This window comes from Methylocystis silviterrae (assembly GCF_013350005.1).
GTDB classification, from domain to species: domain Bacteria; phylum Pseudomonadota; class Alphaproteobacteria; order Rhizobiales; family Beijerinckiaceae; genus Methylocystis; species Methylocystis silviterrae.
In genome coordinates this window covers 1-25,667 of sequence record NZ_JABVWW010000029.1, presented here as the reverse complement: position 1 = coordinate 25,667, position 25,667 = coordinate 1, and the positions used below count along the sequence as shown (strand labels likewise).

Below are 25,667 nucleotides of genomic sequence, written 5' to 3'. Positions count from 1 at the left end.
TTCCGTCACGACGCGCGCAACAGAGGGGTCAATGTTGGACGCCGACAGGGGGTCAATTCAGCGAGCCGATTGACACTATCGGCTTGCTGAGCAGCGGGCATCACGCCATTTGGCGTCGAGATCGAGGCGATCGGAACAGGCATGATCGCCGGTGAGATTGATGCGACCCAAGACCAGCGATCATGCTGCAAGCAGCATACCGTGCGGTAATCCCTATGGAGTATGAAATGATCGAGTTGCGAACCTACACCCTTGCATCCGACGAAACCCTCGACCGCTACGCCAGCATCCATTGGGCCCGGCACATCGTGAGCCTCGCCGCGTTCGGCATCACCACCCACCACGTCTGGAAGGAAGTCGGCGGTGACAGACCGCGCCTTCTTGCGTTGGTGGAATATGCCGATGGGCAAAATCCTGCGGAGGTTGCAGCGCGATATATGGGCAGTAGCGAGTTTCAAGCCGACATGGAGGGGTTTGCGGCTGCCGACATTGTCCACGTCTCATCGACCTTCCTCGAACCAGCCCAATCCGACCCGGCCGCTGAGCTGAATAAACCGTCGGTCTAGGAAGCTCGCTTAATCGTATAAATGAAACACCCTGCTCTGGGTGATTCTAGCACTGCGCCTTTAGCCCATCCTGATTTTGCAACTGCATCTTCGCAGTGGCGCGGGCTCCCGGCTGGGCGTGCCCGATTGGGCGCAGGTGCGGAATTAGAGGGCTACGGCGTAGACGTAGTGCTCATCTTCGTCGGGCGCGGCCCGCCAGTCCAGATACCGTTCTGCCGCGCCTGCGCATCGACGGCTCCAGCAGGCGTCAATTTGCGCCCGCGTCGCTCCTCGGACGATCGAGCGCTTCCCTCTCCACCGCGACATCGACGTGAAGCTCACACGATCGCGAGATAGGCGCTGAACGCGGCGATCGTGAGCAGCAGCACGGCGAGAAAATACAGGCTGACGCGCGTCGCGCGCGCCGTATAGGGCTCGTCGCGCGCGAGCAACCGTGCGGTATGAATAAAACGGATCGTCGAAATCACGATCAGCATGACGCCTGCGCCGATGAGCGCCGCGCCGCCGTAACGGCCCGCGGGATGTTCCAAACGATGGAGGTGCAGTTGTTCGGCGTCGACGGTCACCGCGCCGGCGATGGTCAGCAGGAAGAGATTGAATCGCTCAATGACGAAGCCGAGAGCGATGACCGCAATGCCTGTTCGAACCCAAGCGAGGAAGGTCCGCTCATTGGCCGCGATATTGGTGTAATCGCGAATCATGCCCCTCTCCTCCGCGCGAGCGCCGCGCCCCGCGTCATTGCCGCAGCGGCGTCGAATGCCTATAACATTGCCAAACGCGGCGGGAGCGCCGCCCATTCCTCTAAATGCGAGACGACATGCCCTGGAGCGATCAAGGCGGGCCGCGCAATCAAAATAACAGTCCCTGGGGCCAGCCGGGAGGTCCCTGGGGACAGGGCTCCGGCGGACAGCCTCCGGACCTCGAGGAGATGCTGCGCCGCAGCCAGGAAGGCCTGAAACAGATTCTGCCGAGCGGATTCGGCGGACGCGGGCTCGCGATACTCGTGCTGGTCGCCGTGCTCGCATGGCTGCTCTCGGGGCTCTATACCGTCGGACCCAACGAAATCGGCCTCAATCTGATCTTCGGAAAATATATGGGAAAGACCCAGGCGGGCCTGAACTACAATCTTCCGGGTCCGATCGGATCCGTTGTCAAGCTTGCGGTTACCGACCGTAACATCACCGACGTCGGTTTCCGCGAAGAGCCGAACGTCGTCTCGGATGGGCGGCGCCGGGGGTCGGTCACCGCGCCTCGAGGGCCGGAAGCGCCTGAAGAAAGCCTGATGCTGACCAGCGATGAGAACATCGCCGACGTCAAGTTTCGCGTCATCTGGCAAATTGATCCGGCGAAGCCGGAAGACTACGCCTTCAACGTCGCCAATCAGGCGGGAACCGTGAAGGCCGTGGCCGAAAGCGCCATGCGCGAGATCATCGGCCAGACGCGAATTCAAAAGATTCTGACCGCCGATCGCAAGTTGATCGAGCCCGCCAGTCAGGCGTTGATGCAGAAGGTGCTCGACGACTATCACGCCGGGGTGCTGGTGCTGCAGGTGCTCTTGCTGTCGGTCGATCCACCGCAGCAGGTGATAGCGGCTTTTCGCGACGTGACCGCCGCCCAGCAGGATCTGCAGCGTCTCGGCAACGAGGCCGAAGCATACGCCAATCGAGTCGTTCCGGAAGCGCGCGGCGGCGCCGCCCGCATTCTGCAGGAGGCCGAGGCCTACCGCGAACAGATCGTCGCGGAGGCGCGCGGCCAGGCGTCGCGTTTTGAGCAGATTTACGCTCAATATAAAAACGCGCCCACGATTACGCGACAGCGTCTCTATATCGAAACCATGGAGCGCGTGCTGGGCGGCTCAGAGAAAGTCATTCTCGACGATCCATCGAAAGCCGGCGGCGGCGTGACGCCCTTCGTGCCCCTGCCCGCCTTTACGCCCTTCCAAGGAGGCCGCAAATGAGGTCTGGCCTTCTCTTCGCGCTCGCCGTCGCCCTACTTATCGGCGTCATCGCTGTCGGCGGCGCCCTCTTCACCGTTTCGCAAACCGAACAGGCGGTGGTGCTGCGGTTTGGCGAACCCGTGGCCGGCCGGGGACTGATTACCGAGCCTGGCCTCCACTTCAAGTTTCCGCTTGTCGAGAATGTCGTCACCTTCGACAATCGCATTCTCGACGTTGAGAGCCCGAATCTGGAAGTTCTCGCCGCCGACAATCAGCGGCTCGAGGTCGACAGCTTCATCCGCTATCGCATCGTCGACGCGTTGCGGTTCTATCAGACCGTTAACAGCGTCATGGGCGCGAACAATCAGCTTGCTTCGGTGTTGAACTCCGCCGTCCGACGCGTGCTGAGCGAAGCCAACCAGCAGCAGATCGTGCGCGACGAGCGCGCCGGGTTGATGGTGAAGATCAAGGAGCAGGCTGACCGCGAGGCGCGAAAGTTCGGCGTGCAGGTCGTCGACGCGCGCATTCGCCGCGTCGATCTCCCGCAGCAGATCTCCGAAAAGGTTTTCGGGCGCATGCAGACCGAGCGCCAGCGCGAGGCCGCCGAATATCGCGCCCAAGGTTCGGAGCAGGCGCAAAAAATCACCGCCAAGGCCGATCGCGACGTCGTTGTGCTGAAAGCCGAAGCGCAACAGAAGGCCGACCAGATGAAGGGCGAAGGCGACGCCGAGCGCAACCGCATCTTCGCCGAAGCTTTTGGCCGGGATCCCGACTTCTTCGCTTTCTATCGGTCGATGCAAGCCTATGAGAGCGCTTTCAAACCTGGGGAGACGCGTTTCCTGATCAGCCCGCGTTCGGAATTCTTCCGTTTTTTCTCGGCTCCGGAGGCGAGCGCCGCGCCGAGCGCGGACCAATCGGAACCGGAGCGAAGCCCAAAAAAATGACCCGCAAGCGCGTGCGTTGAGCCGCGCCCGGGCATACTTGTCCCTCGACAGGAGACATAACGCATGACGTCCGCACTTCGTCGCGCCGCGAGAGCGATCCTCGCGACCGCGCCCGTACTCTACCTCGTCGTCGCTCCGGCGCAGGCGAAAGGTCCCGATTCGCTTTCGGAACTCTCCACTCAGGTCTCGGACGCCGTGGTCAATATTTCCGCAACCACGGTGGATGCGAAACGCAGCTCCCGTAACGACGGCCCCAACCTGCCGCCTGGAGTCGGACCGGGCGCGCCCTTCGATGATCTCTTTGAGGAGTTCTTCCGACGGCGTGGCCAGGGAATGCCGGAAATGCCGCGTCAGCGCAGATCGAGTTCGCTCGGCTCCGGTTTCGTGATCGATCCCTCGGGCATTGTGATCACCAACAACCATGTCATCGCCGACGCCAATGAGGTGACGGTGATCCTCAACGACGGCCAGAAGCTCAAGGCGGAAGTCCTGGGCAAGGACCAGAAAGTGGACGTCGCGGTTCTGAAGGTGAAGCCGGAAAAGCCGCTGAAAGCGGTCAAATTCGGCGACAGCGACAAGGCGAAGGTGGGCGACTGGGTGCTCGCCGTCGGCAACCCGTTCGGACTCGGCGGCTCGGTGACGGCCGGCATCGTTTCGGCGCGCAACCGCAACATCGATAGCGGTCCATACGACAACTACATTCAGACCGACGCTTCCATCAACAAGGGGAACTCCGGCGGACCGCTGTTCAACATGGACGGCGAAGTCATCGGCATCAACACCGCGATCCTGTCGCCATCGGGCGGCTCGGTCGGCATCGGTTTCGCGACGCCGGCGAATACCGTGGAGCCCGTCATCGAACAGTTGCAAGCATTCGGCGAGACCCGCCGCGGCTGGCTCGGGGTTAGAATTCAGAATATCGACGACGCCATCGCTGAAACGCTCAGCCTCGGCGCGACGCGCGGCGCGCTCGTCGCCGGCGTCGACGACAAGGGCCCATCCAAGCCGGCGGGGCTGAAGGTCGGCGACGTGATCGTCAAATTCGACGGCAAGCCGATCAAGGAGTCGCGCGACCTGCCCAAGCTCGTCGCGGCGACCCCGGTCGGCAAGGATGTCGAACTCGTCGTCGTGCGCAGCGGCAAGGAGCAGACCAAGACCGTCAAGCTCGGCCGACTTGAGGACGGGGAGAAGGTCGCTTCGAAGGGCGGCGGCGACAAGGAGAAGTCCGAAAGCGGCGGCGACGGCTCCTCGCAGAGCGTGCTGGGGCTGGAACTGTCGCGTCTGTCGGATGCGTTGAGGACGCGCTATCAGATCAAGGACACCGTTAAGGGCGGCGTTGTCATCACCGCCGTCGATCCACGGTCGGAGGCGGCCGAGAAACGCCTGCAGGCGGGCGAGGTGCTGCTTGAGGTCAATCAGGAAGCGGTGAGCGACCCGGCGGATGTGCTCAAGAAGATCAAGACCCTGAAAGGCGCGGGCAAGAAGACTGCGCTGCTGATCGTCGCGAACGGCCAGGGCGACGCGCATTTCGTCGCATTGCCGGTGGAGTGATTAAACCCTCTTCCGCCTGCGGCGGGAGAGGGATTCAGCCTCTTCGCCTCATCTGCCGCGCCGGATCGTTTGCGTCCCCTCTCCTGCGAAACGGGGGAGGGATAAGGAGCGAGGCTGTCACTCGACAAACTCCTCGCGCCTATACCCCTGCGCGTAGAGCGCAGCGGTGAGATCGGCATGGTCGATGCGCGCATCCGCCGCCTGCGCCACTTTCGGCTTGGCGTGAAAGGCGACGCCCAGACCCGCCTCGCGCAGCATCTCGAGATCATTGGCCCCGTCGCCGATCGCCAGCGTCGCGTCCCGCGACAGGCCTCGCGCCTCGCGCAATTCGACAAGCGCCGCGCGCTTGGCTTCGCTTCCCAGGATCGGCGCAACGACCGCGCCCGTCAGCGCGCCGTCAGAAATTTCGAGATGATTGGCGCGCGTCTCGTGAAAGCCGATGCGCTCGGCGACGGGCTCGGTGAATTGCGCGAAGCCGCCCGACACGAGCGCCGTATGGGCGCCATGCGCGCGCATGGTGCGCACAAGCTGTCGCGCGCCGGGCGTCAGAGTGATGCGCGTCAGCAGCGTCTCGATCTGCGCGAGGGTCACGCCCGCAAGCAGCGCGACCCGCTCGCGCAAGGCGCCCTCGAACGCGACCTCGCCGCGCATCGCGCGCTCGGTGATCGCCGCGACATGCTCGCGCAAGCCGACGAGGTCAGCGAGCTCGTCGACGCACTCCTGCCCGATCATGGTCGAATCCATGTCGGCGACCAGCAATTTCTTGCGCCGGCCCGTCGTCGGCTGAACGATGACGTCGATCGGATCGTCCGCGACAGCCACCTGCAGCCGTGCGCGCAAGTCGGCAAGGTCATGCCCCGCCCCAGACAGGAACGCGTCAACCGCATGATCGGGCGCGAGCCAGTCACGCCCTGCGTCGATCAATCCAGCGTCGTAGAGCGCGCCAGACACTGCGCGTTCGTTGAGCGCCGCGCCCCGTCCGGCAATGAGGGTCGCGACGTAACCGATGGGCTTTGACATCTCCACCGTTTCAGCGGCAATAGCGCCATGCGCGCACGCGCCATTCTCATTGCAGGTCCAACCGCTTCGGGCAAGTCCGCGCTCGCGCTCGCGCTCGCGCGCCGCCGGCGCGGCGCGGTCGTCAACGCCGATTCAATGCAGGTCTATCGCGACCTGCGGATCGTCACCGCGCGCCCGACGATCGAGGAGGAAGCCGCCGCGCCGCATCTTCTCTTTGGCCACGTCGATGCGGCGACGAACTATTCCGTCGCGCGGTGGCTCGAGGATCTCGCGCGCGTTCTGCGCGATCTCGATGCGCGCGAATTGACGCCGATTCTCGTCGGCGGCACGGGAATGTATTTCAAGGCCGCGCTTTACGGGCTTTCGGACATTCCGGCCGTGCCCGGCGAGGTGCGCGAAGCCATGCGCGCATGGGCGCAGGACAAGACCCCGCAGCAGCTTCATGCCGAACTCGCCGCGCGCGACCCGGCAACGGCCGCCGTGCTGCGGAAAACCGATCCGCAGCGGCTGTTGCGCGCTTTGGAAGTCCTGGAGGCGACAGGCAAGCCGCTCGTTTCATTTCAAGGTCCGCGCAGCTTGCCGATCCTGAAGGCGTCGGAATGCGCGGCTTTTTTCCTCGCGCCGGAGCGCGAGACGCTTTACGCGCGCATCGACGCGCGGTTTGAGAGAATGACGCAAGCGGGCGCGCTCGACGAGGTCGCGGCGCTAAAGGCGCGCGGGCTCGATCCGTCGCTGCCGGCGATGCGCGCACATGGCGTGCCCCACCTCATCGCTTATCTCGACGGACGACTGACGCTTGCGGAAGCGATTGTGCGCAGTCAGCTCGATACGCGCCGTTACGCCAAGCGTCAGTTCACCTTCGCGCGACACCAGCTCCCGAGCTTCAAATGGATTGCTGGCGAAACGCCGCTGCGCGACGTCGAAGACGCGCTCAGCTCATGCGCGCCACCCACATCTGGAACAGGGTGAGGACGATCTCCATCGCGATCAGTATGATGATCGTCCACTCGAGCCGCACCGAGCGCGCCGCGTCGATGAGATCCGTCAGCGCGCGGGCGGTTTCGCCAATCACATCGATCTTGGCGTTGAGCGTGCGCGCCCGCGGCGTGAGGTCATACTCGTCCTCCAGTCGCGCATAGAGCCGTTCGAGGTCAGGCCGATCCCAAAGGACATCCGGCTTGTCGTCGACGGCGACGCGACCGGATACGCGATGGCGCACGAGCAGAGTCTGGCCGATGAGCTCCAACATGGATTTGCGCTTCCATGGCGGGCTTCCCCTCGCCGCAAGCTCGGCGGCGAAGGGCTCGATCGTGTCGAAGACCGCGTTGACGCGGCGCTCGTCGCGCCCCAGGGCGACGCTTTTCGCCAAGACGTCGGCGATCACCAGCAACCGCGCTTCGGAAAGATCCTTAACCGCAAGGCGACCGTCCGGCAGCGCCTTCTCCTCGCCCTCTGGATTCCCTTCGATGATCAAGGTCTCATCGTCGCCCCGCGAAGCGCCCGCAACGCGAAGGCCGATCTTTTTGACGATCTCATCCTCCTCCAGCGGCGAAAGGCCGAAGAGAACGGCGACCCCGAAGCGGTAGAGCACGGCGAATCCACTCTGCCCGGCGTGGAAGGCGAGCGGCGCCGTAGAAACGAGATCCGCCCGTTCGAGTCCGTCGGTGTCGATCCGCTCGCCAAGCAGCAGGGCGCGCGCCGTCAGCGCCTGCCGGCTGATCGCGGTCGTCGCGGGCGAATTTATCGTTTCGACCATTTGCTGACCTTGTGGGTTGCACGCGCAATAATATCTCTGACGCGCGCCCTCGTTCTGCTCGTCTTGCGTGACGCTGGCAAAAAAGCTAGCAAGCGGCAAGGTCGCGGGAGAGATCACCCTTATGACTTATGTCGTCACGGAAAACTGCATCAAGTGCAAGTATATGGACTGCGTTGAAGTGTGTCCGGTGGACTGTTTCTACGAAGGCGAGAATATGCTGGTGATCCATCCGGACGAGTGCATCGACTGCGGCGTCTGCGAACCCGAGTGCCCGGCCAACGCCATAAAGCCCGATACGGAAGAGAATCTCGAACAGTGGCTGCAGCTTAACGCCGAGATGGCGCAGAACTGGCCCAACATCACCATCAAGCGGGAGCCGCCCTCTGACGCCAAGGAATGGGACGGCAAGCCGGGCAAATTCGAGCAATTCTTTTCGCCGGAGGCCGGCGAGGGAGACTGAACGGCGTTCAGCGCCGGTTTGGCGCCTAACTTGCCAATTTTGGCGCCTAACTTGCAAATAATGAGTTTCCACATCCTTAATTTATCTAAAACGTCAGAAGCCATAGTCAGTTAGCGTAGTTCGCGGCCTCGGCGCGGGCGCCGCTCGCGCGCATATGCCTTTGATTTTCACGCTTGGGCGTGTTATAAATCACACACTAAATGCACGCCTTGTCGAAGGGCGATCCGGCGCCAGTCACCGTCTCGCGACGAATTCGAAAGCCTCTCTTTCTCGAAGGCCGGCCCGTTGGCCGGCTATTGAGTATGCGGCGCTAGCAAGGTTTCCACTGGCCGCCTTCGCGGCGCCGCCGCGGCTTTTTCGCCGGCGGCGTGCGCGATTCGTCAGGCAGCGATGGTCCCGTCTCCACAGCGGGACAGCATAGGAGTAGCCCGCGTATGCCCTCCAACAAAACCGAGAAAAAGTCGCCTGCGACTGCCTCCACCGCAGCAGCGCGCGCCAAGGGCTCGGCCGCTCGCTCCAAGACGCTCGCCAAGCGAGCCGCCAAGAGCGCCGCCACCAAGAGCGGCGCGACGAAAACCGCCGCAGCGAAGAGTTCAACATCGGCATCGAAGAAGTCGGCCAGCCGCTCCGCCTCGGCGGGAAAGCCCGCGCGGGCCGCCGCCGCTTCGAGCCGGAAGACAAGCGCAAAAACCTCCGCAAAAGCCGCGAGAACGATGACATCAAAAACAACGACGACGAAATCGAAATCGACTGCCAAAGACAAGACCGCCAAGGCGCCGGCGCGCGCTACGGCGACGCGTCGGACAGCGGCGAGCTCTCGCAGCGTGGCCCACGCCTCCGCCGCCAAGCCGGCGGCGAAGCCGACCGCCAAGACTGCGGTCGCAGGCAAGAGCGCGACGAAGCGCGCCGTGGCCGCGAAAGCGGCCAAAACCGCGGTTGAAAAGGTGAGCGCCAGCGCTCGGACGCCGGCGGCGAAGCCCGTCGTTTCCAGCAAGACCGCGGCGGCGAAGCCCGCCCAGGCGGCGACGGCGACCGCAGCGGCCAAGCAGCCGGCGGCCAAGCCCGTCGAGCAGCAGAAGCCGGCGGCGCCTGTGGCGGCAAAGCCGCGTCCCGTGGCGGAGGCGGAGCCGAAATCCGTTGAAGTGACGGTCGCGCCCCCGCCTCCAGCGACATCTCAGGAGACCTCGGCGGCGCCCGGCATGGGCGCGCGACCGGCTATTCCAGCCAGGCCGAAACCCGCGGCGCCGTCGGCCAAGCCCGCCTTCAAGCTCCACGAATACATCGTCTACCCCGCGCATGGCGTCGGGCAGATCGTCGGCGTCGAGACGCAAGAAGTCGCGGGCTTCAGCCTGGAACTCTTTGTCGTGAGCTTCATCAAGGACAAGATGACCCTCAAAGTGCCCACGAGCAAAGTCGTCAGCGTCGGCATGCGCAAGCTCGCCGATACGGGCGTCGTTGACAGGGCGCTGCAGACGCTGAGTGGCCGCGCGCGCGTCAAGCGCACTATGTGGTCGCGCCGCGCTCAAGAATATGAGGCGAAGATCAACTCGGGCGATCTCATCACCATCGCCGAGGTGGTTCGCGACCTCTACCGGTCGGATACCCAGCCCGAGCAGTCATATTCGGAGCGCCAGCTTTACGAGGCCGCCTTGGATCGCATGGCGCGTGAAGTCGCCGCCGTGCGTAAGCTCATCGATTCGGAATCGCTGAAGCTGATCGAATCCTTTCTGCTGAAGGGCCCCCGCCGCGGGCCGAAGGCGGAGGGAGATACGGGCGACGACGGCGGGGATGAGGCTGACGTGGACCGAGCAGCCTAATCAGACGACAAAAAACCCCGGAAGCCGCTTCCGGGGTTTTTTCGTTACGCTCTTGCCGGCTCGTCAGGCGTCGCCGACTCTTGCATCCGCGACAGCGCGCGCCTCAACTTGATCAGCGCGCGACTTTCGATCTGCCGCACCCGCTCCTTGGAAATGCCAAGGCGATCGCCCAGCGTCTCAAGCGTCACCAGATTTTCCGCCAGCCGACGCTCGCGCACGATGCGCAACTCGCGTTCGGAGAGAATCGCCAGCGCATCCTTGAGCCAGCGCGCGCGCCGATCCGAATCCAGCGTCTCCTCGACGACCTCGTCGGGAAGAGGTTTCTGGTCGACAAGAAAATCCATCCTCTGCGCCGAGCCAGATGTATCGTCGTCGACGAGCTGCGCGTTCAGCGATACGTCGGAACCCGATAGACGCGAATCCATCATCTCCACGTCAGCCCGCGAAACGCCGATCGCGTTCGCGATCGTCTGATAGGTGTCGACTGCACTCCTACCGTGATTTTCGCGCGCCAACCGCGCACGCAAGCGACGCAAATTGAAGAACAGCGCCTTTTGCGACGAGCTTGTTCCGCCCCGCACGATCGACCAGTTACGCAAAACGTAATCTTGGATCGACGCTCTGATCCACCATGTGGCGTAGGTGGAGAAGCGTACGTCTCGTTCCGGCGCGAACCGCGCTGCGGCCTCCAAGAGTCCGACGTGGCCTTCCTGGACGAGATCCGAGAGCGGCAATCCATAATGTCTGAACTTCGCCGAAAGCGCGATGACGAGGCGCATATGTGCGGCGGCGAGCTTATGAAGCGCTTTAGCGTCGCCCCGCTCGCGCCAAGCGATGGCGAGCTGCTTTTCTTCGTCGCGTTCCAGAAAAGGCGCCTCAGCCGCAGCCTTGATCAATTCGCGCCCGAGTCCAGGCATATAAGCCATGACGCCCTCCATACGCGGCCCCACTAATGGCGGGAGTCCGCGCGCCAAGATTTGCCTTGCTTTGGATAACCGTCAGGCGCGGCAGTTGTTCCCAAAGCGAGCAAAAACCGGACTTCACTCGGTTACGATTTTGTAATGTTCGCCGGCGGTGAGGGCGTCGCCGACGGACAGCCCGTTGAGAAGCATAAAATGTTCGACTGGCCGGTTAGGAACCACCATCCGCGCGGCCATCGTTTCGATCGTGTCGCCAGGGGCGGCGACAGCCACCGCAATCCTCAAGGGCCGCGCGTCAGTGGTTTCATCGGGGCCGAGCCGGCGGAAGGATCTGATCGACTCCATGAAGAGCGCGTCGGCCTCGTCGCTCAATTTGCGCGCTGCAAAAATCAGGCGGTAGAGAAACTCGCCCGACCGGATCACCGCCAGCCGGAAATTCCACTCCCCCGCCCGAGCGACGGCGATCACGGCGGGGAGGCCGTTGATGTCCATCTTGCGCACGGAGGAAGGAAGCAGGCCGTCGACCCAACCGGAGCCGACATAGGCTTCGAGATTCTCGTCCGACGGCAGGCGCACGCTGTCGAGCCGCAAGGCTTCATTGTCGGCTTCGCGCACTCCGAATACCGCTTCGTTGGAATTTTCCAGAAGAAAGCCCTCAGGCGCGATGAAGGCGAAGCGCAGTCGCGGATGGGTGAACTTGCGGTCGCGAACGTAGCCTTCCATTGGATCGTCGCCGAACGCGACGCCCTTGATGGCCTCGAGATAGCCGCTGCGGTCGGCGACGCCGATCCCGGGCGCGCCGATTTGTCGCGCCGCGGCAACAGCTCTTGTGATGCGGTCGGGAGTGGAGGGATGCGTCGACGTAATGTCGAAGTCGAGCGACTTCTTCTTTCCGTAGAGCGCCGCGCGCAAATCCGTCGACCGACCCAGCGCCGTCAGGAAGCGTGAAGCGCCATACGGGTCGAAGCCGGCTCGGGCGATGACGCGGACGCCGGCGGCGTCGGCGTCGAGTTCCTGCTGACGGGAAAAACTCGCGACGGAGAGCCGCTGACTGGAACGCACCTCGTCGCCTTTCTGGCGATTCTGAATCACCGCCGCGGCTTGCGAGATGATCGCCGCCTCCCGCTCGCGTTCGGCGCGGAGCGCGCTGTGGCGCAGCGAGACATGGGCGATTTCATGCGCCATCACCGCCGCCGCCTCCGAAGCGTCTCCGGCAAGCGCCAGCAGTCCGCGCGTGACGTAAAGATTGCCGGAGGGCAGCGCGAAGGCGTTGACGACGGGCGTGTTGAGAATTGTCACCTTGTAGGCTGGTTGGCCGGGCGTTTCGCCGACGCTCGCCAGCTTGGCGAGAATGCCATCAAGGTAATGCTCTGCGCCCGGAGCCTCGTATTCGCCGCCGAATTGGGCGACGAGTTCCTTATGCTGAACCGTGCTGCGATTATCGGTTCGCGGCCCAGCCGGCCGCGTCGGAGGCAATGGGGCGGTAAAGATCTGTCCTTGCCGCTCGAGCTCCGCGCAGCCTCCGATCGCCAAGCCGCCGACGACAGCCAGCAAGGCGAGCGCCGTCCGCCTAACGAGAGGCGACGCCGTCAATAAATTCGATCTCGGCTGGCGTAGCGATTTCGATGCGAGCCCCGGTCTCAATAAGTCCTCGTACGCGCGCTCGCCGCCCAACGAGCAAGAGGGGCTCGATTTGCCCGAATATAGCCAAATTGCGCCGCAGAATCACGACGGTGAAGCTATCGCGCCATTTGTCGCCAAAATTAAGGTAGAAGGCGCGCCGCGACTCGCCGACCGAGCGGATCGCGCCGACGACGACAATCATTCCCTTGCGCCGCTTCAGATCATCCACCGCGCCGGGCGCCGAGACGTCGATCGGACGGAACTCCGGGCGCGACCAAACCCCGACGCCCGAATCGCGCGCGGGGGCCTCGGCGGCCAGATACGCCTTGGCGCAGGCGGCGGCCATCGGATCCGGACGAAAGCGCGCCTCGCCAGCCGAGAGCAGCGCGGCCGCCACGGACGTGAGAGGCGCCGAAGCGCCTCCCTCGGCCGGGCTTGCGTAAATTCTCGCCGGCGCCCTGCCCCAGCGGTCCAATGTCGAAGCAAAGGCGCCCAGGAATATGTCTCGGCCGGCGAGCCGCGAGGACAGACGGCTGCGGATGGCGGCGCGCAGCTCCGCCACACTCATGACCGCATAAGACCGCAGACGTTTTATTTTATACAGTAATTACAGCACATTATGGTCAAAAGAGTCCGCGCGCGTCCGTAGCTGCTTGCCACAATCCGCGTTTTGGAGTAAGACTTGTTGCAAGACTGATTTGAGGCGGACGCATGACGCGACGGCTGCACAAGCTCACAAACCGGACGGTTGCAACGGCGAAGCCTGGTCGCTATGGCGACGGCGGCGGGCTCTATCTTGTCGTCTCGCCGAGCGGCGCGAAGAAATGGGTTTTCCGCTTCACGCGCGGCGGACGTGTCACTGAGGCGGGGCTCGGCTCCATCAACGCCGTCTCGCTCGCCCGCGCCAGGGAAAAGGCCGCGAATGGGCGGTCGATAGTCGCCGATGGCCTCAATCCGATCCAATTGCGGCGCGAGCAGCATCGCTTGTCTGGCCGCGTTCCTACCTTCGGCAGAGTCGCTGACGCGCTGATCGAGGCCAAGGCGTCTGAATGGCGCAACGCCAAGCATCTGGCGCAATGGACGATGACGCTCACCAAATACGCAGCTCCGCTGCGCTCAAAGCCCGTCGACCAAATCACCACGGAAGACATTCTCGCCGTTCTCAAGCCACTCTGGACCGCCAAGCCAGAGTCGGCGTCACGGCTGCGCGGGCGCATAGAGGCCGTTCTTGACGCCGCCAAAGCGCAGGGCCATCGCTCGGGCGAGAACCCGGCGGCGTGGCGCGGCCATCTGTCGCATATGCTTCCCAAGCGCCAGAAGCTTGCGCGCGGCCATCATGCGGCCCTGCCCTACCGTGACGTTCCGGAGTTCATGGAGCGGCTGCGCAAGGCGGACAGCGTAGCGGCGCTGGCTCTCGAATTCATTATTTTGACCGCGGCGCGGGCCGGCGAGGCGCTCGGCGCCCGCTGGCCGGAAATCGACCTCGCCGAAAAGGTGTGGACTGTTCCCGCGGCTCGCATGAAGGCCGGGCGCGAGCATCGCGTTCCGCTGTGCGACCGGGCGGTCGATATCCTGCAACAGCTACACGCCGCACGCACAAACGATTTTGTCTTTCCGGGTCGCGATCGCGGCAAGCACATATCGGCGTCCGCGCTGACGGTTCTCAAGAGCCGCTTGGGCGTGGGCGACGCGACCACTCACGGCTTTCGCTCGGCCTTTCGCGATTGGGCCGGCAATGAGACGCATTACCCTCGCGAAATTTGTGAGGCGGCTCTGGCGCATGTCGTGGGGAACGCAGCCGAGCAAGCCTACAGGCGCTCGGACGCCTTAGAGAAGCGCCGGGCGCTGATGGCCGCCTGGGCCAGCTACATCGATCAGGACAAGGGCGGGAACGTCGTCCCGCTGCAAAGATCGGGCGGGGTGACCGTCTGATGAAACGGCCGGGCGAGGCGTTGCCGCGCCAGACCCGGCCTTACCACAACGCGAATTGGAGTTTCGCATCATGGCTGAGGAATCCAATACCACAACTGCGCCGCGCTTCCGTATTGCCGATCTGGTGGACAAGCTGCGCGATGCTGGCGTCAATCGTGAAATTCTAACTTTTTTGTTTGAATGCATCGATCAGGAGAAATCCGAGACGATCGCGAAGGCCGCGCGGCTTTACTACAATTTTTCCGGCGACGAAGGCCCAATATCGCCTGTCGATTTCTCGGACCAATTCAACAATATGAACCGTCGCATGTGGGGACTTGTAGCGGCGGTCAGCGATGTCTTGGGCGATCGCTCCGACTCGGTCGGCCCTGGCGTTCTTCAGCTTGTAGAGGACGCCGCCCGTGAAATGGAAAGGCTTTCCGAGGCGTTTGACGCCGAACATTGGCTCGCACGCCATCAGGAGCCGCAGTCATGAGTGACGCATCCCGCAACCCCAGCGCCGGCATTGATCCCGATTACGCATGGGCTGTCGGCGACTGTTGGCTGATCGATCGCGACGGCGACGAGCTGGACGCCGATTGCAGCGCTCCGCATCTGCGCGGCGGCGGCGCCGAGGCCGAACTCGTGTTTGAGGGCGCCTGAAGCCATGAACGCACCCGCTACCATTGCGCGCTTGGGCGCGCATCTGGCGCATTCGCCTTGCGTTCTTTGCCATGCGCGCGTCTAGCCGCTTCGCCGATCTTGCCGAATGGCTCATGCCAGAGGATTTGCGCCGCGGGCAGTGAGTCCTACGTGCGCAACAATATCTTCAAAAGGATCATCCTATGAAATTCCTCACGAGCCGAGTAATCCGCCTAAGACCAGGAGCGGAATTCAAACCGCATGAATTCGATCGAGAAACGATCGCCATATACATGTTTTTTCCTGATGACGCCGAGAAGAGAGATCAGCATTATCGATCTATTCTTCCGGGACCGACCGCCGGTAAATATGAATTAGCTGAAGCGACAAAGCACACAATCATCATGCACGGCATGGTAGTTGGTCGCGTGCTTTGCGGTGCGATAGAAAGCGCAATTGACCGGAAAAAAGTAAGTCAAAATAAGCTTATAGAAGGCGCAATCGCGCAAGTTGGGCGAAAGAACAGTTTTCACTCTGACGCGCTACGGCTTGATGTCGGTTACTTTCAGCGAGGGGTTTGGCCCAAGTTCAAAAACGTCGCGCATCTTTGGGGGGCGTTCTTTAAATTTTTCCCAGAAGACGACCCTGGCGATAATTGGGAGATTCCTTGCGCCGCGAATCACCTTCCAGAGTTTTTGAATTTTGCAGAGGCGCTTCGCGTTGCTGGCGAGAAGCATACATGGCCTCGATCGAGCGCAACATTCATCGATCCTGAGAGCGTTTTTTGCTTCGAGCCTGGGCGCTTCAATCCGGAGCCGATTCAATTGCGGCCGCGTGCGGTCCAATAAGGTCACTCGCGGCCCACTTCTGAACAGTCGGCGATCAGTTCTGAACGGACCGCGCCCGCGTCTCGTGTTCTTCTGCGTGCACCTTAACACGCGGAGACACTTCAATGACTTCGAACCCTGGAGATACCGGCCGCAAGCCGGCGTTCATGGGCATCAACGACGCCTGCGATTACACCGGCCTAGGGAGGACTAGCGTCTACAGGCTCGGGAAGGCCGGCGAGATTGAATTCGTTCAAGTGCTCGGCAGAACCATGATCACTGTCGAAAGCCTCGACGCCTTCGTCGCGCGCTGCCGCGCCGCTGGACACACCATCAGCAAGACTTCGCCGTCGCCGAAACTGGAGGGGGCTGAGCATGTCGCCTGAAAGAAAAACGCCGACCCGTGCGGGGATCGGCGTTCCTTCAAGTCCAATGTGCTGTTCTACACGACGCCCCGAACATAGCCCGACAATCCGCGAGCTTCAAGCGCGGATTTTAGCCCGCCGTCATCAACTCCCGCCCGCCACGGCGCGACTTGTCGCCGAGCTGGCTTTTGCGGAGGCGGCACGATGAACGCGCTTGCTCTGCAATCTCGCCCAAAAGCGGCAAATTGGCCGCTTGAAATAAAGTCGCTTGGCCGCACGCCCACGGCGCCGACCGACGCGCCGGACTTCGTTCTAATTCCGCCGACCGGCGCGTTGCATTGCCTCGAACTGAAGCGCGACGGCGAGGAGCTGAGCGACGCGCAGGAAGATTTCAATATTTGGTGCGTCCGACACGGCGTCCAGCACGTCACCGCCTACACAATGCGCGATGCGCTGCTTGCGTTCGCTCATTGGCATTGTCTCGACGCAGACGCGCACGCGCTGCTTGTGTTCGGGGGCGCGATATGAACGCGCCTGTCTTCATTCCCGGCGCCGCGGAGCAGTGCCGCGAGCACATAGCCGAACTTGCCGGCGTGATCGGCGCCAACGCCGAGATTATCTCGCGCTACGCCGAGCTGGGCGACGACGTCGGGCTCGAATATCAGCTACGGCGATTGATCCTTCACGTTCGGGCTGCGGCCTCGACGTTCAAAGACCTTGCCGAATTGGAAAACGCGCGCCGCGCGGAAAGCGAGGCCGCGTGAGCGATCGATCGCAGGTCGACGAAGCCATAGGCGAATGGCGCCGCGAGACGCGCCAGCGCCCGCCAGGCGCGAGCTACGAGGCGATTTACGACGACACGCCGCTACCCGTTGAGCCGCCGGGCGTATTTGAGCCGCGAGGCGAGCCGCAGCCAAAATTTGAACCGCTCGCATCTCGCGACGATCTTCTCCTATCGGCATGGTTGCGGCGCAGATTGCCGCCGCGCGACTATCTACTCGGCGACGTGATCTGCACTACTTCGCGCATACTCCTGATCGGCGCGACGGGCATCGGCAAAACGCTATTTAGCATGGATGTCGGCGGAGCGATGGCCGCCGGCTTCGGAACGCTCGGATGGCAACGCCGACGTTGCGCGCGGGTCATGTATCTCGACGGCGAGCTTCCGGCGGAAACCTTTAAGGAGCGCCTGGAGATCATCGCCGATCGCTACGGCGAGGATATCGAGCTATTCGCCTACAACCGCGACGTTCTCGGCCCCGATGAAATGCCGCCGCTCAACACTGAGGCGGGCCGCGCATGGCTCCTGCGCGAAATCGAGACGGTGAAGCCGGATATCATCTTCTTTGACGCCATTATGTGTCTGCTCACGGGCAGCATGGCCGAAGAGGAAAGCTGGGCTCCCGTCAAAGACCTTGTGCGCCTGCTTTCCGCGCGGCGCATCGCGCAAGTTTGGCTGCATCACACTGGCCACGACGCCACCAAGGGATTTGGGACGAAAACCCGCGAATGGGAAATGGACACCGTCATCATGCTCTCGAAGCTCGAAGACGGCGGCGACGACCCCTCGGCGGCCTTTCAGCTCGAATTCACCAAGGCGCGGATGAAGACACCAGAGAATTTCAAGCAGTTCGCCACGCGTATCGTGCGTTGCACTGAAAACGGCTTCACGTCAGAGGACGCCCCTGCCGCAGCAAAAGGTAAGGCAAACAGTGGGCAGGACATAGTGCGCCGAAATTACCTTGCCGCCTATGACGACCTTGCGGACGGCGTGACGCCTTCGCAGGGCTTTGACGGCGCTCCCGTCCGCAAGGTCAAGACGGACGCAATTCGAGAAAGGCTGAAAAGCCGGGGCTTCCTCGACACAGACGACAATGGACAGGTGATGGCCACGAGCCGCACGCAATTACAGCGCGCCAAGGCCCAGCTTTTGGACAAAGGCAGCTTTGCCGAGGATCATGGACTCATATGGAGAACTATCCCCCGCACCCCCGCGTGACTGCGTTTCACGTTTCACCCCTAAGGGGGGTGAGTGAAACGCAACGCACGTTTCAACGGGCACGTTTCATGAAACGCAGGTGAAACGCAGGTGAAACGCGTTGAACCGGATGTATGAAACGCATATTTTTCGCGTTGAACTCAATCGAGGCTTATCATGGCGAACGGGCACGGCGGCAAAAGGCCAGGAGCCGGCAGGAAGCCTGGCTCAGTTACCAAGAAGACGCGCGAGATCGCTGAGAAGGCGACGAAGGAAGGCCTCACGCCGCTCGAAGTCATGTTGCACGCCATGCGCGAGGCTCACGCGGCTGGAAAGCTGGACGAGGCGCACGCCTACGCCAAGGACGCCGCGCCCTACATGCACGCTCGCCTGGCGGCTGTGGAGCATTCGGGAGACTTGGCGGCGATCCAGTTCAACCGGATCGAGCGCGTGATCATCAGCCCGCGGGAACGCATCGCAGACAGGATTGAGCCGCTCGCCAAGCGCACGGAGCGCGCCCCCGCCGTCATCGAAGACAAGACGGACGCCGCGCCCGCGCCGCTCGCCATCATCGCTCCGGAGGAAGAACGCGAGCCTGAAATCGTCGATCACGTCGACGGCCCGCGAATTCACTTAGGCGGATGGTAAGTCCGCCATTGTTCGCCGATAGTCATCTGTATTCACTAGCGCTCGCTGTTTAGCAGAGCCATAGGTCTTATCGCAGGTATTGCTTCGCCTGCGGTTTTGGGTGATAATTTCTGCGTTGGGTGTCCTGCGTGAGGCAGGCGGCCAGGCGGCCTATAGGGCCGCCGAACGCGACCAGCGAGAGGCTGGGGCCAAACGAGCCGCTCTTCGTGACGAAGAGCCTAACCCGCCGAGAGCCGCTCGAGATGAGCGAAACCGGCATGCTGGCGCAAACCCCACGGTTTCCCAATGTCATTCATGCAACGTCTTACCGGCGCGCGCAGCCCGATCGCGCTCGAAACAAAGTCCGGCTCTATGGCCGAAGTCTCTCGCGCCATGGAAGGCATCGGCCGCGCCTTCGAGGAGTTCAAGGAAAAGCACAGTCGCGAGCTGGCCGAACTGAAAAGGGGCCGCCCCGATCCGCTGACCGCCGAGCAGGTCGACAAGATCAACAAGAGCATTTCCGACATCGAAAAGACGATGGGGCAGGAAATTCTGGCGCTGAAGCGTTCGACGATTCTGTCGCGCATGGCCGATGGTGGAGAATACAAATCCCGCGAGGCGATGGACTATGAGGCCGCTTTCGCGAAATACATCCGCAAGGGCGGCGACACCGCAAAGCTCGAATTGGAGCGGCTTGGCGAGACTGTTCCCGAGCTGAAGGCGCTGAGCGTCGGCTCGGATCCCGATGGCGGCTTCACGGTGCTCCCGCAGGTCGAGCGGACGATGGTCGAATTGAGCCTGCTCATTTCACCAATCCGCCAGGTCGCCAGCGTGACGCAGATCGGCAACTCGGCGCTGAAGATCCCCGTCAACATGCGCGGCGCAACCGCCGGATGGGTCGGCGAGACGACGGCTCGCACAGAGACGACCGCATCTTCGTTCAAGGAAATCGAAATCCCTGTGAACGAGATTTACTGCATGCCGGCGGCGACGCAAAGCATGTTGGACGATAGCTTCCTGAACGTTGAGCAGTGGATCGCCAACGAGGCGGCGATGATCTTCGCGCAGATGGAAGGTCAGGCGTTCGTCACCGGAACCGGCCTCACGAAGCCGCGAGGTTTCTTGACTGAAACCGTCGTCGCGGATGCGTCCTGGGCGTGGCAGAAGATCGGCTACTATCCTAGCGGCGCGTCTGGCGCGTTCGATGCGACGCTGACGTTTAATCCGATCATCGACATCATTTATGGGCTGCGCGGGATTTATCGCGCCAATGCGGTTTGGCTCGCCAATCGCCGCACGATCGCAGCGGCTCGGAAGCTCAAGGACAGCCAGGGGCACTATCTGTGGCAACCCGCCGTCGCCGCTGGCCAGCCTGCGACGCTCGGCGGCCACGCGGTCTATGACACCGAGGACATGCCCGACATGGCGGCCGACAGCTACAGCATGTTGTTCGGCGATATGCGGCAGTTCTATCGGATCGTCGACCGCATCGGCATTCGCACGCTGCGCGATCCCTATTCGAGCAAGCCTTACGTGCTGTTCTACACCACGAAGCGCGTCGGCGGCGCCGTTCAGAATTTCGAGGCGGCGAAGCTTCTCAAATTCGCGACGTCTTAACCCTCACACGTCGTCGCTTTGGCAGGCCGGGCCAGCGGTTTAGTCATGCCGCGAATTGGTCGAGCAAGACGGCGAGTGCTCAAAAACCCCGTCCCGGTGCGGCGCTCTGTTTGATTCCGCAGAGCGTCGCGCCGCTCTTGCATGTAGGACCGCGAGCAATACCGCATGGCGTTCGGCGATATTGCATCCGCTGCAATGGAGAATGAAGGATGGCGGCGCAAGTCGGAGCGATCGTTTATAGCTTCAAAGCCGATATTGAGAACCTGAAGCGCGGCATGGCGCAGGTGCGCGGGCAGTTGGGCGAAGTCTCGCGACAGGCTCAATCCGCATCGCGCGAGATGCAGCGCGGCATGGACAACGCCACGGGAAGCGCGCGCAAGCTCACCAATCAGTTCTCGACGTTGCAGCTTTCAATCGCCAGCTTCGCCTCTCGAATGACGGCGACGCTCGTTCGCGAGTTGCCCCAGGCCATCGCCCAGGCGACAGAAAATCTGCGCGAGCTGCAGGAAACCGCGCGCACGCTCGGCGTATCTTTCGGTTCTTTGCAGAACCTAAACAAGGCCGGCTCGGCGCTCGGCTTCGATCCCAAGGCGATGAATGCCGATCTTCGCGAGTTTGCGCTGAGGTTGAGCGAAGCGGCGCGCGACGGCGGCAAGCTCGCCGAGTTCATGAAGGCGAATGGCATCGCGCTCAAGGACGCCAGCGGGGCCGCTCGGCCGTTCAAGGACGTGTTCGCCGATGTTGCGCGGTTGATTGCCAATTCTCGCAGCGAGGTCGACAAGCTCAACGCGATCAAACTGCTTGGGCTGTCGGAAGAGATGCAGCGCGTCTTTGAGCAGGCTGGCGGCGACGTGCGCAAGTTCGCCGAAGACGCCGGCGGCGAGATGAACGAGTTTCAGAAGACGACACTCGCGCGCTATCAGGAATTGAAAGCCGACTTCCAGAAGATTTGGCAAAGCATCAGCGACAACGTCATCAACTATTTGGCGGAAATCAAACGCTGGGCGCTAGAGGCTGCGGAAGCGGTCGCGACGGCTTTCCGGGATGTAGCGCGCGGGATTGAAGCGGCGATCGCGTCCGGCAAGCGTGCACTCGGCATGGCGGCTGAAGCGGTTGGGCTCGGCGGCAAGGTCGGGACTAGCGACTTCGAATACCGCCAAGAGGCGCTGCAGATCGGGCGAAAGAAGTTGCTCGATATGCGCGCGGCAGCAGAGCGCGAGACGGAACGCAACAAGCGCACGCTGCCGACAATAACAGTCGGCGGCGCGAGCGGGTCTATCGCTTTTCCAGCCAATGCAGAGCACGCCCATAAGGCCGCGCGCGAAACCATGCACAAGCACAAGGAAAAGGTCCAAGAGCTGACGGAAGCGCAGAAACTCCTAAACAAAGCCGTGAAGGAATTCTCCAACGACATGGCGAGCGCGCTCGCCGATATCGCCATCAACGGCAAGAAGGCCAAGGACGTGCTCGCCGACCTTGCGCGACAATTGGCGTCATCGGGGATTAAGAGCGCGCTGTCGGGCGGCAAGGGTGGCGGGTTGCTCGGCGGGCTTCTGGGCGCCGGCGCGAGCGCCCTGGGCGGTATTCTTGGCTTTGGAGCGAAGAGTCCGGGAACCTTCAGCTCACCGCTGTTCAGCGGCGCGCCGTTCAAATTCATGGCCGATGGCGGGACTCTCGGCGCGGGCAAATGGGGCATCGCCGGCGAGGCCGGGCCGGAGCTTATTCAAGGGCCGGCGACCGTGACGCCGTTCGACAAGATGGGCGGTTCGCCAAACGTCGTCATTCAAAACTTCGCACCGGGGATCGACATTCAACATCAGGTCACGCCGCAGGGTGTCGTTCTCACGGTGCAGAGCATGCTCAAGGATTTCAGCAAACAAATGCCGGGCATGCTCGCAGACGCGCAGCGCAGGCGAAATTAGTTCGCCAGCGTTCGCCGTGACGCGCCAATATCCGGCCTCTGGAGTAAGACCACAAGTAATACCTAGTCAAATATCGTCTGTCTTTTTCATTTGGTTTCAAATCGCTATGACGTGAAGCTTGGGGCGCGCAGCTCCGCCATTTCCGGCGGCGGAAAGTCGAGGCCCGCGAGAGCGGCGCGACGGCCATCATCGAGCAGCAGTTCGAAGTCCTCATCCACGGCGGCGACGGTCGCCGGAACGGCGCCCTCGAGCGAGCAGTCGCCGGTTTCCGCGGCAGGCGGAAGCGACTCGGCGCGTGACGGCCAGGCCGCCGCCACAAACGAGGCCATCGCCATTCTTTGAACCCAAACGAGACTCAATGATCGCATCGCCTAATTTTAGCCGAATGGGCGACTATGGTAAGGCGATGTCGCGCCGCGTCGAATTGAGCGGCGCCTTTAGAGCAAGTCTCGGCCTTCGCGACCATGTTCCCACGCTACGCCCTCATCTTCGCCCTGCCCTTGTTCACGGCGGGCGCCGCCCAGGCGTTCGACGTCTATGGCGATCCTCGGCCCGAGGGAGACCTCCGCCATGCTCAGACCTACAATGTTCCGCCATCGGATATTTATGAAGGTCCTGAGGCGGGACCGGGGTTGGACGCGGCGGCGGCGATGCGGATTGATCGGCTGGAGCGCGAGCTACGCCGATTGACCGGACAAAACGAGGAGTTGCAACACAGGGTGCAGCTTTTGGAAGAGCAGCTGCGCGCCGCAAAGCCCGAGCCGCACGCGGAGGCTGCGCCGCATGGGCCGACAGCTCCGCCAGCCATCGCGTCGACGGCGCCCGACACGAGCGCCAACGCCGGCAAGCGCGGCGACGCCTTTGATCCCACAACACAGCCGACTGCGCCTGGCGCGCCGCGGCCGCTCGGCGCGACGCCTCCGTCAGCGCCGCTGGAAAGCGCCCCGCGAACAACGGGCTCGGTGACGATGGCCCCTGTGCGCGAAGCCGGCCAGCCGCTGGATATCGCCCACGGCCGCCTTGTCGGCGATCAGCCGGCGCCTGCGGAGATCGCCGCCGCGCCGCCGGTCGCGGCCCCCAAGGAGCAGTATGATGAGGCGGTCGGCGCGTTGCGCGCCGGCAAATATGAGGAAGCGGAGAAGTCGCTCTCGATGTTTTTAGCGAAGAACGGCAAGAGCAAGCTCGCCGCCGCCGCGACATTCAACCTTGGCGAAAGTTTCTTTTTGCGCGGACGGCACCGCGAGGCCGCCGAAAGATACTTGGAAATCTCGACGAAATACGGCGACTCGGCGCAGGCGCCGGAAGCGCTGTTGCGGCTTGGCCAATCGCTGAGCGCAATGGGCGCGAAGGAGCAGGCGTGCGCCTCCTATTCCGAGATCAATGTCAAATTCCCGAAAGCGGCGACGCGAATCCGCGAAGCGGCTCAACGCGAAAGCAAAAAAATTCAATGCTAGCCGTCCGCGCGGCGGTCGGCGCCCCTCCGGCCTAGGCATGCCGCGCACGGAGGCGGAAGACCTTGCCGCAATCGACGACGACTCGCTCGAGGGACGTCGTGAAAACGCGCTCGAACTCCTTGCGCCCTACCCCTCCTTGCTGCTCGCGGTTTCCGGCGGGCCCGACTCCGTCGCCTTGATGCTGCTATGCGCGCAATGGTCTTTGCGCGCGGCGCGTCACATCGCCGTGGCGACGGTCGATCATCGCTTGCGCAAAGAGGCGCGCGCGGAGGCCGAGGAGGTCGGCCGCTGGGCGCGCGCTCTTGGCTACGCCCATCATCTATTGACGTGGGAGGAAGAAAAGCCCTCGACGCGCCTCCAGGAGCGGGCGCGGCGCGCGCGATACGCGCTGCTGACCGCCTGCGCGCGGCGAATCGGCGCATCCGCGATCGCGCTTGCGCATCATTCGGAAGACCAGGCCGAAACGATCCTGTTTCGTTTGACTCGCGGCTCCGGAGTCGCCGGACTTGCGGGCATGGCGCGCATCGCACGCCACGAAGACATCCCGCTGCTACGGCCGCTGCTCGACTTTCGCAAAGAGGAGTTGGAGGCGGTCTGCGCGCGCGCAGGTCAACCGTTCTTTCGCGACCCGTCCAATGAAGACGAAAGCTTCGCGCGTGTGCGGCTGCGCGGGTTGGCGCCTATGCTCGCCGCGCAGGGGCTCAGTCGAGATGCGCTTCAGCGGCTTGGATCGCGTGCGGCGCGCGCCGATGCCGCGCTGGCGCATTGCGCCGCTGAAATGCTGGCGCGCGCGCTGCGTCGCGACGAAGCGTCATGCGTCGAGCTCGACGCCGCGACGCTGTGCGAGGCGCCGCTGGAAATTCTCCAACGCGTGCTCGCGAGCGCGATTCAACGTCTCGCGCCCGCGCATGTGCTTCGCCTCGAACGCTTGGAGCGCGCCAGCGCGCGCGTCGCCGCCGCCCTGGCTGCGCGCGCATCGGTCCGAATGACGCTTGCCGATATCTCGATTGACGCGAACGGCGGACGGATTCGGCTGCGTCCGGCGCCGCCTCGGCGCTCAAGCTTGACTTAGCGAATTCGCGTTGTGGGGGACGAACTTGTCCGAAACGGCCAAGTCCCACGCAACAACGCCTGGAATCACGGGCTTTTCCGAGACTTGGCAACGCGTCCCGGTGCGCCTAAATTAAGCACATGAGCGGAGCGCTTCGGGGGATAAGCCCGACCGAGCGGCTCCCGACAGGCTTCCCACATGAACCCACACTTCAGAAACCTCGCACTCTGGGCAATCATCGGGTTGCTCGTGGTTGCGCTTGTCATGCTGTTTCAGCAGCCTGGCCAGCGCACGCCGATCCGCGACATATCATATAGCGAACTGCTGACGCAGATCGATCAGGGTCGCGTTCACGACGTAACGATCGCGGGCAATGAGGTCGTTGGGCACTTCAACGATAATCGGCCGTTTACGACCTATGCGCCGGACGACGCCAATCTGGTGCCGCGCCTTCAAGCCAAGAACGTCTCGATCAGCGCCAAGCCGAATAATGAAGGCGGCAGCTTCTTGGTGACGCTTCTTCTCAACGCGCTGCCGCTCGTCGCATTCCTGGCGGTCTGGATTTTCCTGTCGCGGCAAATGCAGGGCGGCGCAGGCCGCGCCATGGGCTTTGGCAAATCGAAAGCGAAACTGCTGACGGAGACCCAAGGCCGCGTCACCTTCGAGGACGTCGCCGGCGT

At 62.9% G+C, this 25,667-nt stretch carries 29 protein-coding genes; 21 read left to right on the top strand and 8 right to left on the bottom strand.

Annotated elements, in window-relative coordinates:
• Positions 1 to 227: 227 nt before the first annotated feature.
• Complete coding sequence (locus HUN39_RS17825) at positions 228 to 566, top strand: NIPSNAP family protein (protein ID WP_175095784.1); 339 nt, start codon at positions 228 to 230, stop codon at positions 564 to 566.
• 317 nt (positions 567 to 883) lie between these two features.
• On the opposite strand, the gene HUN39_RS17820 is transcribed toward HUN39_RS17825, so the two are convergent.
• Entirely contained in the window at positions 884 to 1,267 is a 384-nt protein-coding gene (locus HUN39_RS17820; RefSeq protein ID WP_175095783.1) for a YidH family protein, read from the bottom strand.
• A gap of 116 nt (positions 1,268 to 1,383) precedes the next feature.
• Here HUN39_RS17820 and hflK point away from each other — a divergent pair, with 116 nt between their 5' ends.
• The 3 genes from hflK to HUN39_RS17805 all read left to right on the top strand — a co-directional run bounded on the left by hflK (position 1,384) and on the right by HUN39_RS17805 (position 4,997).
• A complete protein-coding gene (gene hflK, locus HUN39_RS17815; protein WP_232366198.1) occupies positions 1,384 to 2,523 on the top strand; it encodes an FtsH protease activity modulator HflK in 1,140 nt (379 codons plus the stop codon).
• A complete protein-coding gene (hflC, locus tag HUN39_RS17810; protein ID WP_175095781.1) occupies positions 2,520 to 3,446 on the top strand; it encodes a protease modulator HflC in 927 nt (308 codons plus the stop codon). Before hflK ends, hflC begins: the two co-directional genes overlap by 4 nt.
• Before the next feature lie 63 nt (positions 3,447 to 3,509).
• Positions 3,510 to 4,997, top strand: a complete 1,488-nt coding sequence (locus tag HUN39_RS17805; RefSeq protein WP_175095780.1) for a Do family serine endopeptidase — start codon at positions 3,510 to 3,512, stop codon at positions 4,995 to 4,997.
• 117 nt (positions 4,998 to 5,114) lie between these two features.
• On the opposite strand, the gene serB is transcribed toward HUN39_RS17805, so the two are convergent.
• Positions 5,115 to 6,017, bottom strand: coding sequence for a phosphoserine phosphatase SerB (gene serB, locus HUN39_RS17800; protein ID WP_175095779.1), 903 nt, complete (start codon positions 6,015 to 6,017; stop codon positions 5,115 to 5,117).
• A gap of 27 nt (positions 6,018 to 6,044) precedes the next feature.
• On the opposite strand from serB, the gene miaA reads away from it, so the two are divergent.
• Positions 6,045 to 6,986, top strand: a complete 942-nt coding sequence (gene miaA, locus HUN39_RS17795) for a tRNA (adenosine(37)-N6)-dimethylallyltransferase MiaA (protein WP_175095778.1) — start codon at positions 6,045 to 6,047, stop codon at positions 6,984 to 6,986.
• Here the strand turns inward: miaA and HUN39_RS17790 are convergent.
• Positions 6,949 to 7,773: an RMD1 family protein gene (locus HUN39_RS17790; protein WP_175095777.1), complete on the bottom strand. Its 825-nt coding sequence runs from the start codon at positions 7,771 to 7,773 to the stop codon at positions 6,949 to 6,951. The two genes, miaA and HUN39_RS17790, sit on opposite strands and share 38 nt — an antisense overlap.
• Before the next feature lie 121 nt (positions 7,774 to 7,894).
• Between HUN39_RS17790 and fdxA the strand changes: the two genes are divergently transcribed.
• Entirely contained in the window at positions 7,895 to 8,233 is a 339-nt protein-coding gene (fdxA, locus tag HUN39_RS17785; RefSeq protein WP_123176018.1) for a ferredoxin FdxA, read from the top strand.
• A gap of 310 nt (positions 8,234 to 8,543) precedes the next feature.
• On the opposite strand, the gene HUN39_RS19055 is transcribed toward fdxA, so the two are convergent.
• Positions 8,544 to 9,161, bottom strand: a complete 618-nt coding sequence (locus HUN39_RS19055; RefSeq protein WP_332310789.1) for a hypothetical protein — start codon at positions 9,159 to 9,161, stop codon at positions 8,544 to 8,546.
• On the opposite strand from HUN39_RS19055, the gene HUN39_RS17780 reads away from it, so the two are divergent.
• Positions 9,142 to 10,050, top strand: a complete 909-nt coding sequence (locus HUN39_RS17780; RefSeq protein ID WP_332310788.1) for a CarD family transcriptional regulator — start codon at positions 9,142 to 9,144, stop codon at positions 10,048 to 10,050. The genes HUN39_RS19055 and HUN39_RS17780 overlap by 20 nt on opposite strands.
• Positions 10,051 to 10,094: 44 nt before the next feature.
• On the opposite strand, the gene HUN39_RS17775 is transcribed toward HUN39_RS17780, so the two are convergent.
• From HUN39_RS17775 to HUN39_RS17765, 3 genes are all read right to left on the bottom strand, one after another.
• Positions 10,095 to 10,976: an RNA polymerase factor sigma-32 gene (locus HUN39_RS17775; RefSeq protein ID WP_175095775.1), complete on the bottom strand. Its 882-nt coding sequence runs from the start codon at positions 10,974 to 10,976 to the stop codon at positions 10,095 to 10,097.
• 114 nt (positions 10,977 to 11,090) lie between these two features.
• Positions 11,091 to 12,524, bottom strand: coding sequence for a M48 family metalloprotease (locus HUN39_RS17770; RefSeq protein ID WP_232366197.1), 1,434 nt, complete (start codon positions 12,522 to 12,524; stop codon positions 11,091 to 11,093).
• A 16-nt stretch (positions 12,525 to 12,540) separates the two neighbouring features.
• The gene (locus HUN39_RS17765) at positions 12,541 to 13,161 is read right to left on the bottom strand and encodes a nuclease (protein ID WP_232366196.1); all 621 of its coding nucleotides are present in this window, start codon (positions 13,159 to 13,161) and stop codon (positions 12,541 to 12,543) included.
• Between the two features lie 143 nt (positions 13,162 to 13,304).
• On the opposite strand from HUN39_RS17765, the gene HUN39_RS17760 reads away from it, so the two are divergent.
• The 11 genes from HUN39_RS17760 (at position 13,305) to HUN39_RS17710 (ending at position 22,482) form a co-directional block, all read left to right on the top strand.
• A complete protein-coding gene (locus HUN39_RS17760) occupies positions 13,305 to 14,525 on the top strand; it encodes a tyrosine-type recombinase/integrase (RefSeq protein ID WP_175095773.1) in 1,221 nt (406 codons plus the stop codon).
• A gap of 70 nt (positions 14,526 to 14,595) precedes the next feature.
• Positions 14,596 to 15,000, top strand: a complete 405-nt coding sequence (locus HUN39_RS17755; protein ID WP_175095772.1) for a hypothetical protein — start codon at positions 14,596 to 14,598, stop codon at positions 14,998 to 15,000.
• Positions 14,997 to 15,167 (top strand): hypothetical protein, encoded by a 171-nt coding sequence (locus HUN39_RS17750; RefSeq protein WP_175095771.1) that lies wholly within the window; start codon positions 14,997 to 14,999, stop codon positions 15,165 to 15,167. The genes HUN39_RS17755 and HUN39_RS17750 overlap by 4 nt, the downstream gene beginning before the upstream one ends.
• Positions 15,168 to 15,349: 182 nt before the next feature.
• Entirely contained in the window at positions 15,350 to 15,994 is a 645-nt protein-coding gene (locus HUN39_RS17745) for a hypothetical protein (protein WP_175095770.1), read from the top strand.
• 104 nt (positions 15,995 to 16,098) lie between these two features.
• Positions 16,099 to 16,359, top strand: a complete 261-nt coding sequence (locus HUN39_RS17740) for a helix-turn-helix domain-containing protein (protein ID WP_210267047.1) — start codon at positions 16,099 to 16,101, stop codon at positions 16,357 to 16,359.
• A 183-nt stretch (positions 16,360 to 16,542) separates the two neighbouring features.
• Positions 16,543 to 16,866 (top strand): VRR-NUC domain-containing protein, encoded by a 324-nt coding sequence (locus tag HUN39_RS17735; protein WP_175095769.1) that lies wholly within the window; start codon positions 16,543 to 16,545, stop codon positions 16,864 to 16,866.
• Positions 16,863 to 17,102 (top strand): hypothetical protein, encoded by a 240-nt coding sequence (locus tag HUN39_RS17730; protein WP_175095768.1) that lies wholly within the window; start codon positions 16,863 to 16,865, stop codon positions 17,100 to 17,102. The genes HUN39_RS17735 and HUN39_RS17730 overlap by 4 nt, the downstream gene beginning before the upstream one ends.
• Positions 17,099 to 18,337 carry an AAA family ATPase gene (locus HUN39_RS17725; protein ID WP_332310787.1) on the top strand — a complete coding sequence of 413 codons (1,239 nt, stop codon included), beginning with the start codon at positions 17,099 to 17,101 and terminating at the stop codon, positions 18,335 to 18,337. The genes HUN39_RS17730 and HUN39_RS17725 overlap by 4 nt, the downstream gene beginning before the upstream one ends.
• Before the next feature lie 156 nt (positions 18,338 to 18,493).
• Positions 18,494 to 18,964, top strand: a complete 471-nt coding sequence (locus tag HUN39_RS17720) for a hypothetical protein (RefSeq protein WP_175095766.1) — start codon at positions 18,494 to 18,496, stop codon at positions 18,962 to 18,964.
• Positions 18,965 to 19,258: 294 nt separating this feature from the next.
• Positions 19,259 to 20,560 carry a phage major capsid protein gene (locus HUN39_RS17715; protein WP_175095765.1) on the top strand — a complete coding sequence of 434 codons (1,302 nt, stop codon included), beginning with the start codon at positions 19,259 to 19,261 and terminating at the stop codon, positions 20,558 to 20,560.
• Positions 20,561 to 20,769: 209 nt separating this feature from the next.
• A complete protein-coding gene (locus HUN39_RS17710; protein WP_175095764.1) occupies positions 20,770 to 22,482 on the top strand; it encodes an MlaD/PqiB family protein in 1,713 nt (570 codons plus the stop codon).
• Positions 22,483 to 22,586: 104 nt separating this feature from the next.
• Here the strand turns inward: HUN39_RS17710 and HUN39_RS17705 are convergent, their stop codons facing one another.
• A complete protein-coding gene (locus HUN39_RS17705; RefSeq protein ID WP_232366195.1) occupies positions 22,587 to 22,811 on the bottom strand; it encodes a hypothetical protein in 225 nt (74 codons plus the stop codon).
• A 135-nt stretch (positions 22,812 to 22,946) separates the two neighbouring features.
• On the opposite strand from HUN39_RS17705, the gene ybgF reads away from it, so the two are divergent.
• The 3 genes from ybgF to HUN39_RS17690 form a co-directional block, all read left to right on the top strand.
• Positions 22,947 to 23,936 carry a tol-pal system protein YbgF gene (ybgF, locus tag HUN39_RS17700; protein WP_175095763.1) on the top strand — a complete coding sequence of 330 codons (990 nt, stop codon included), beginning with the start codon at positions 22,947 to 22,949 and terminating at the stop codon, positions 23,934 to 23,936.
• Between the two features lie 37 nt (positions 23,937 to 23,973).
• The gene (gene tilS, locus HUN39_RS17695) at positions 23,974 to 25,008 is read left to right on the top strand and encodes a tRNA lysidine(34) synthetase TilS (RefSeq protein WP_175095762.1); all 1,035 of its coding nucleotides are present in this window, start codon (positions 23,974 to 23,976) and stop codon (positions 25,006 to 25,008) included.
• Positions 25,009 to 25,185: 177 nt separating this feature from the next.
• Positions 25,186 to 25,667 (top strand): ATP-dependent metallopeptidase FtsH/Yme1/Tma family protein (locus tag HUN39_RS17690; RefSeq protein ID WP_175095761.1); only part of this gene is annotated, 482 nt, incomplete at its 3' end.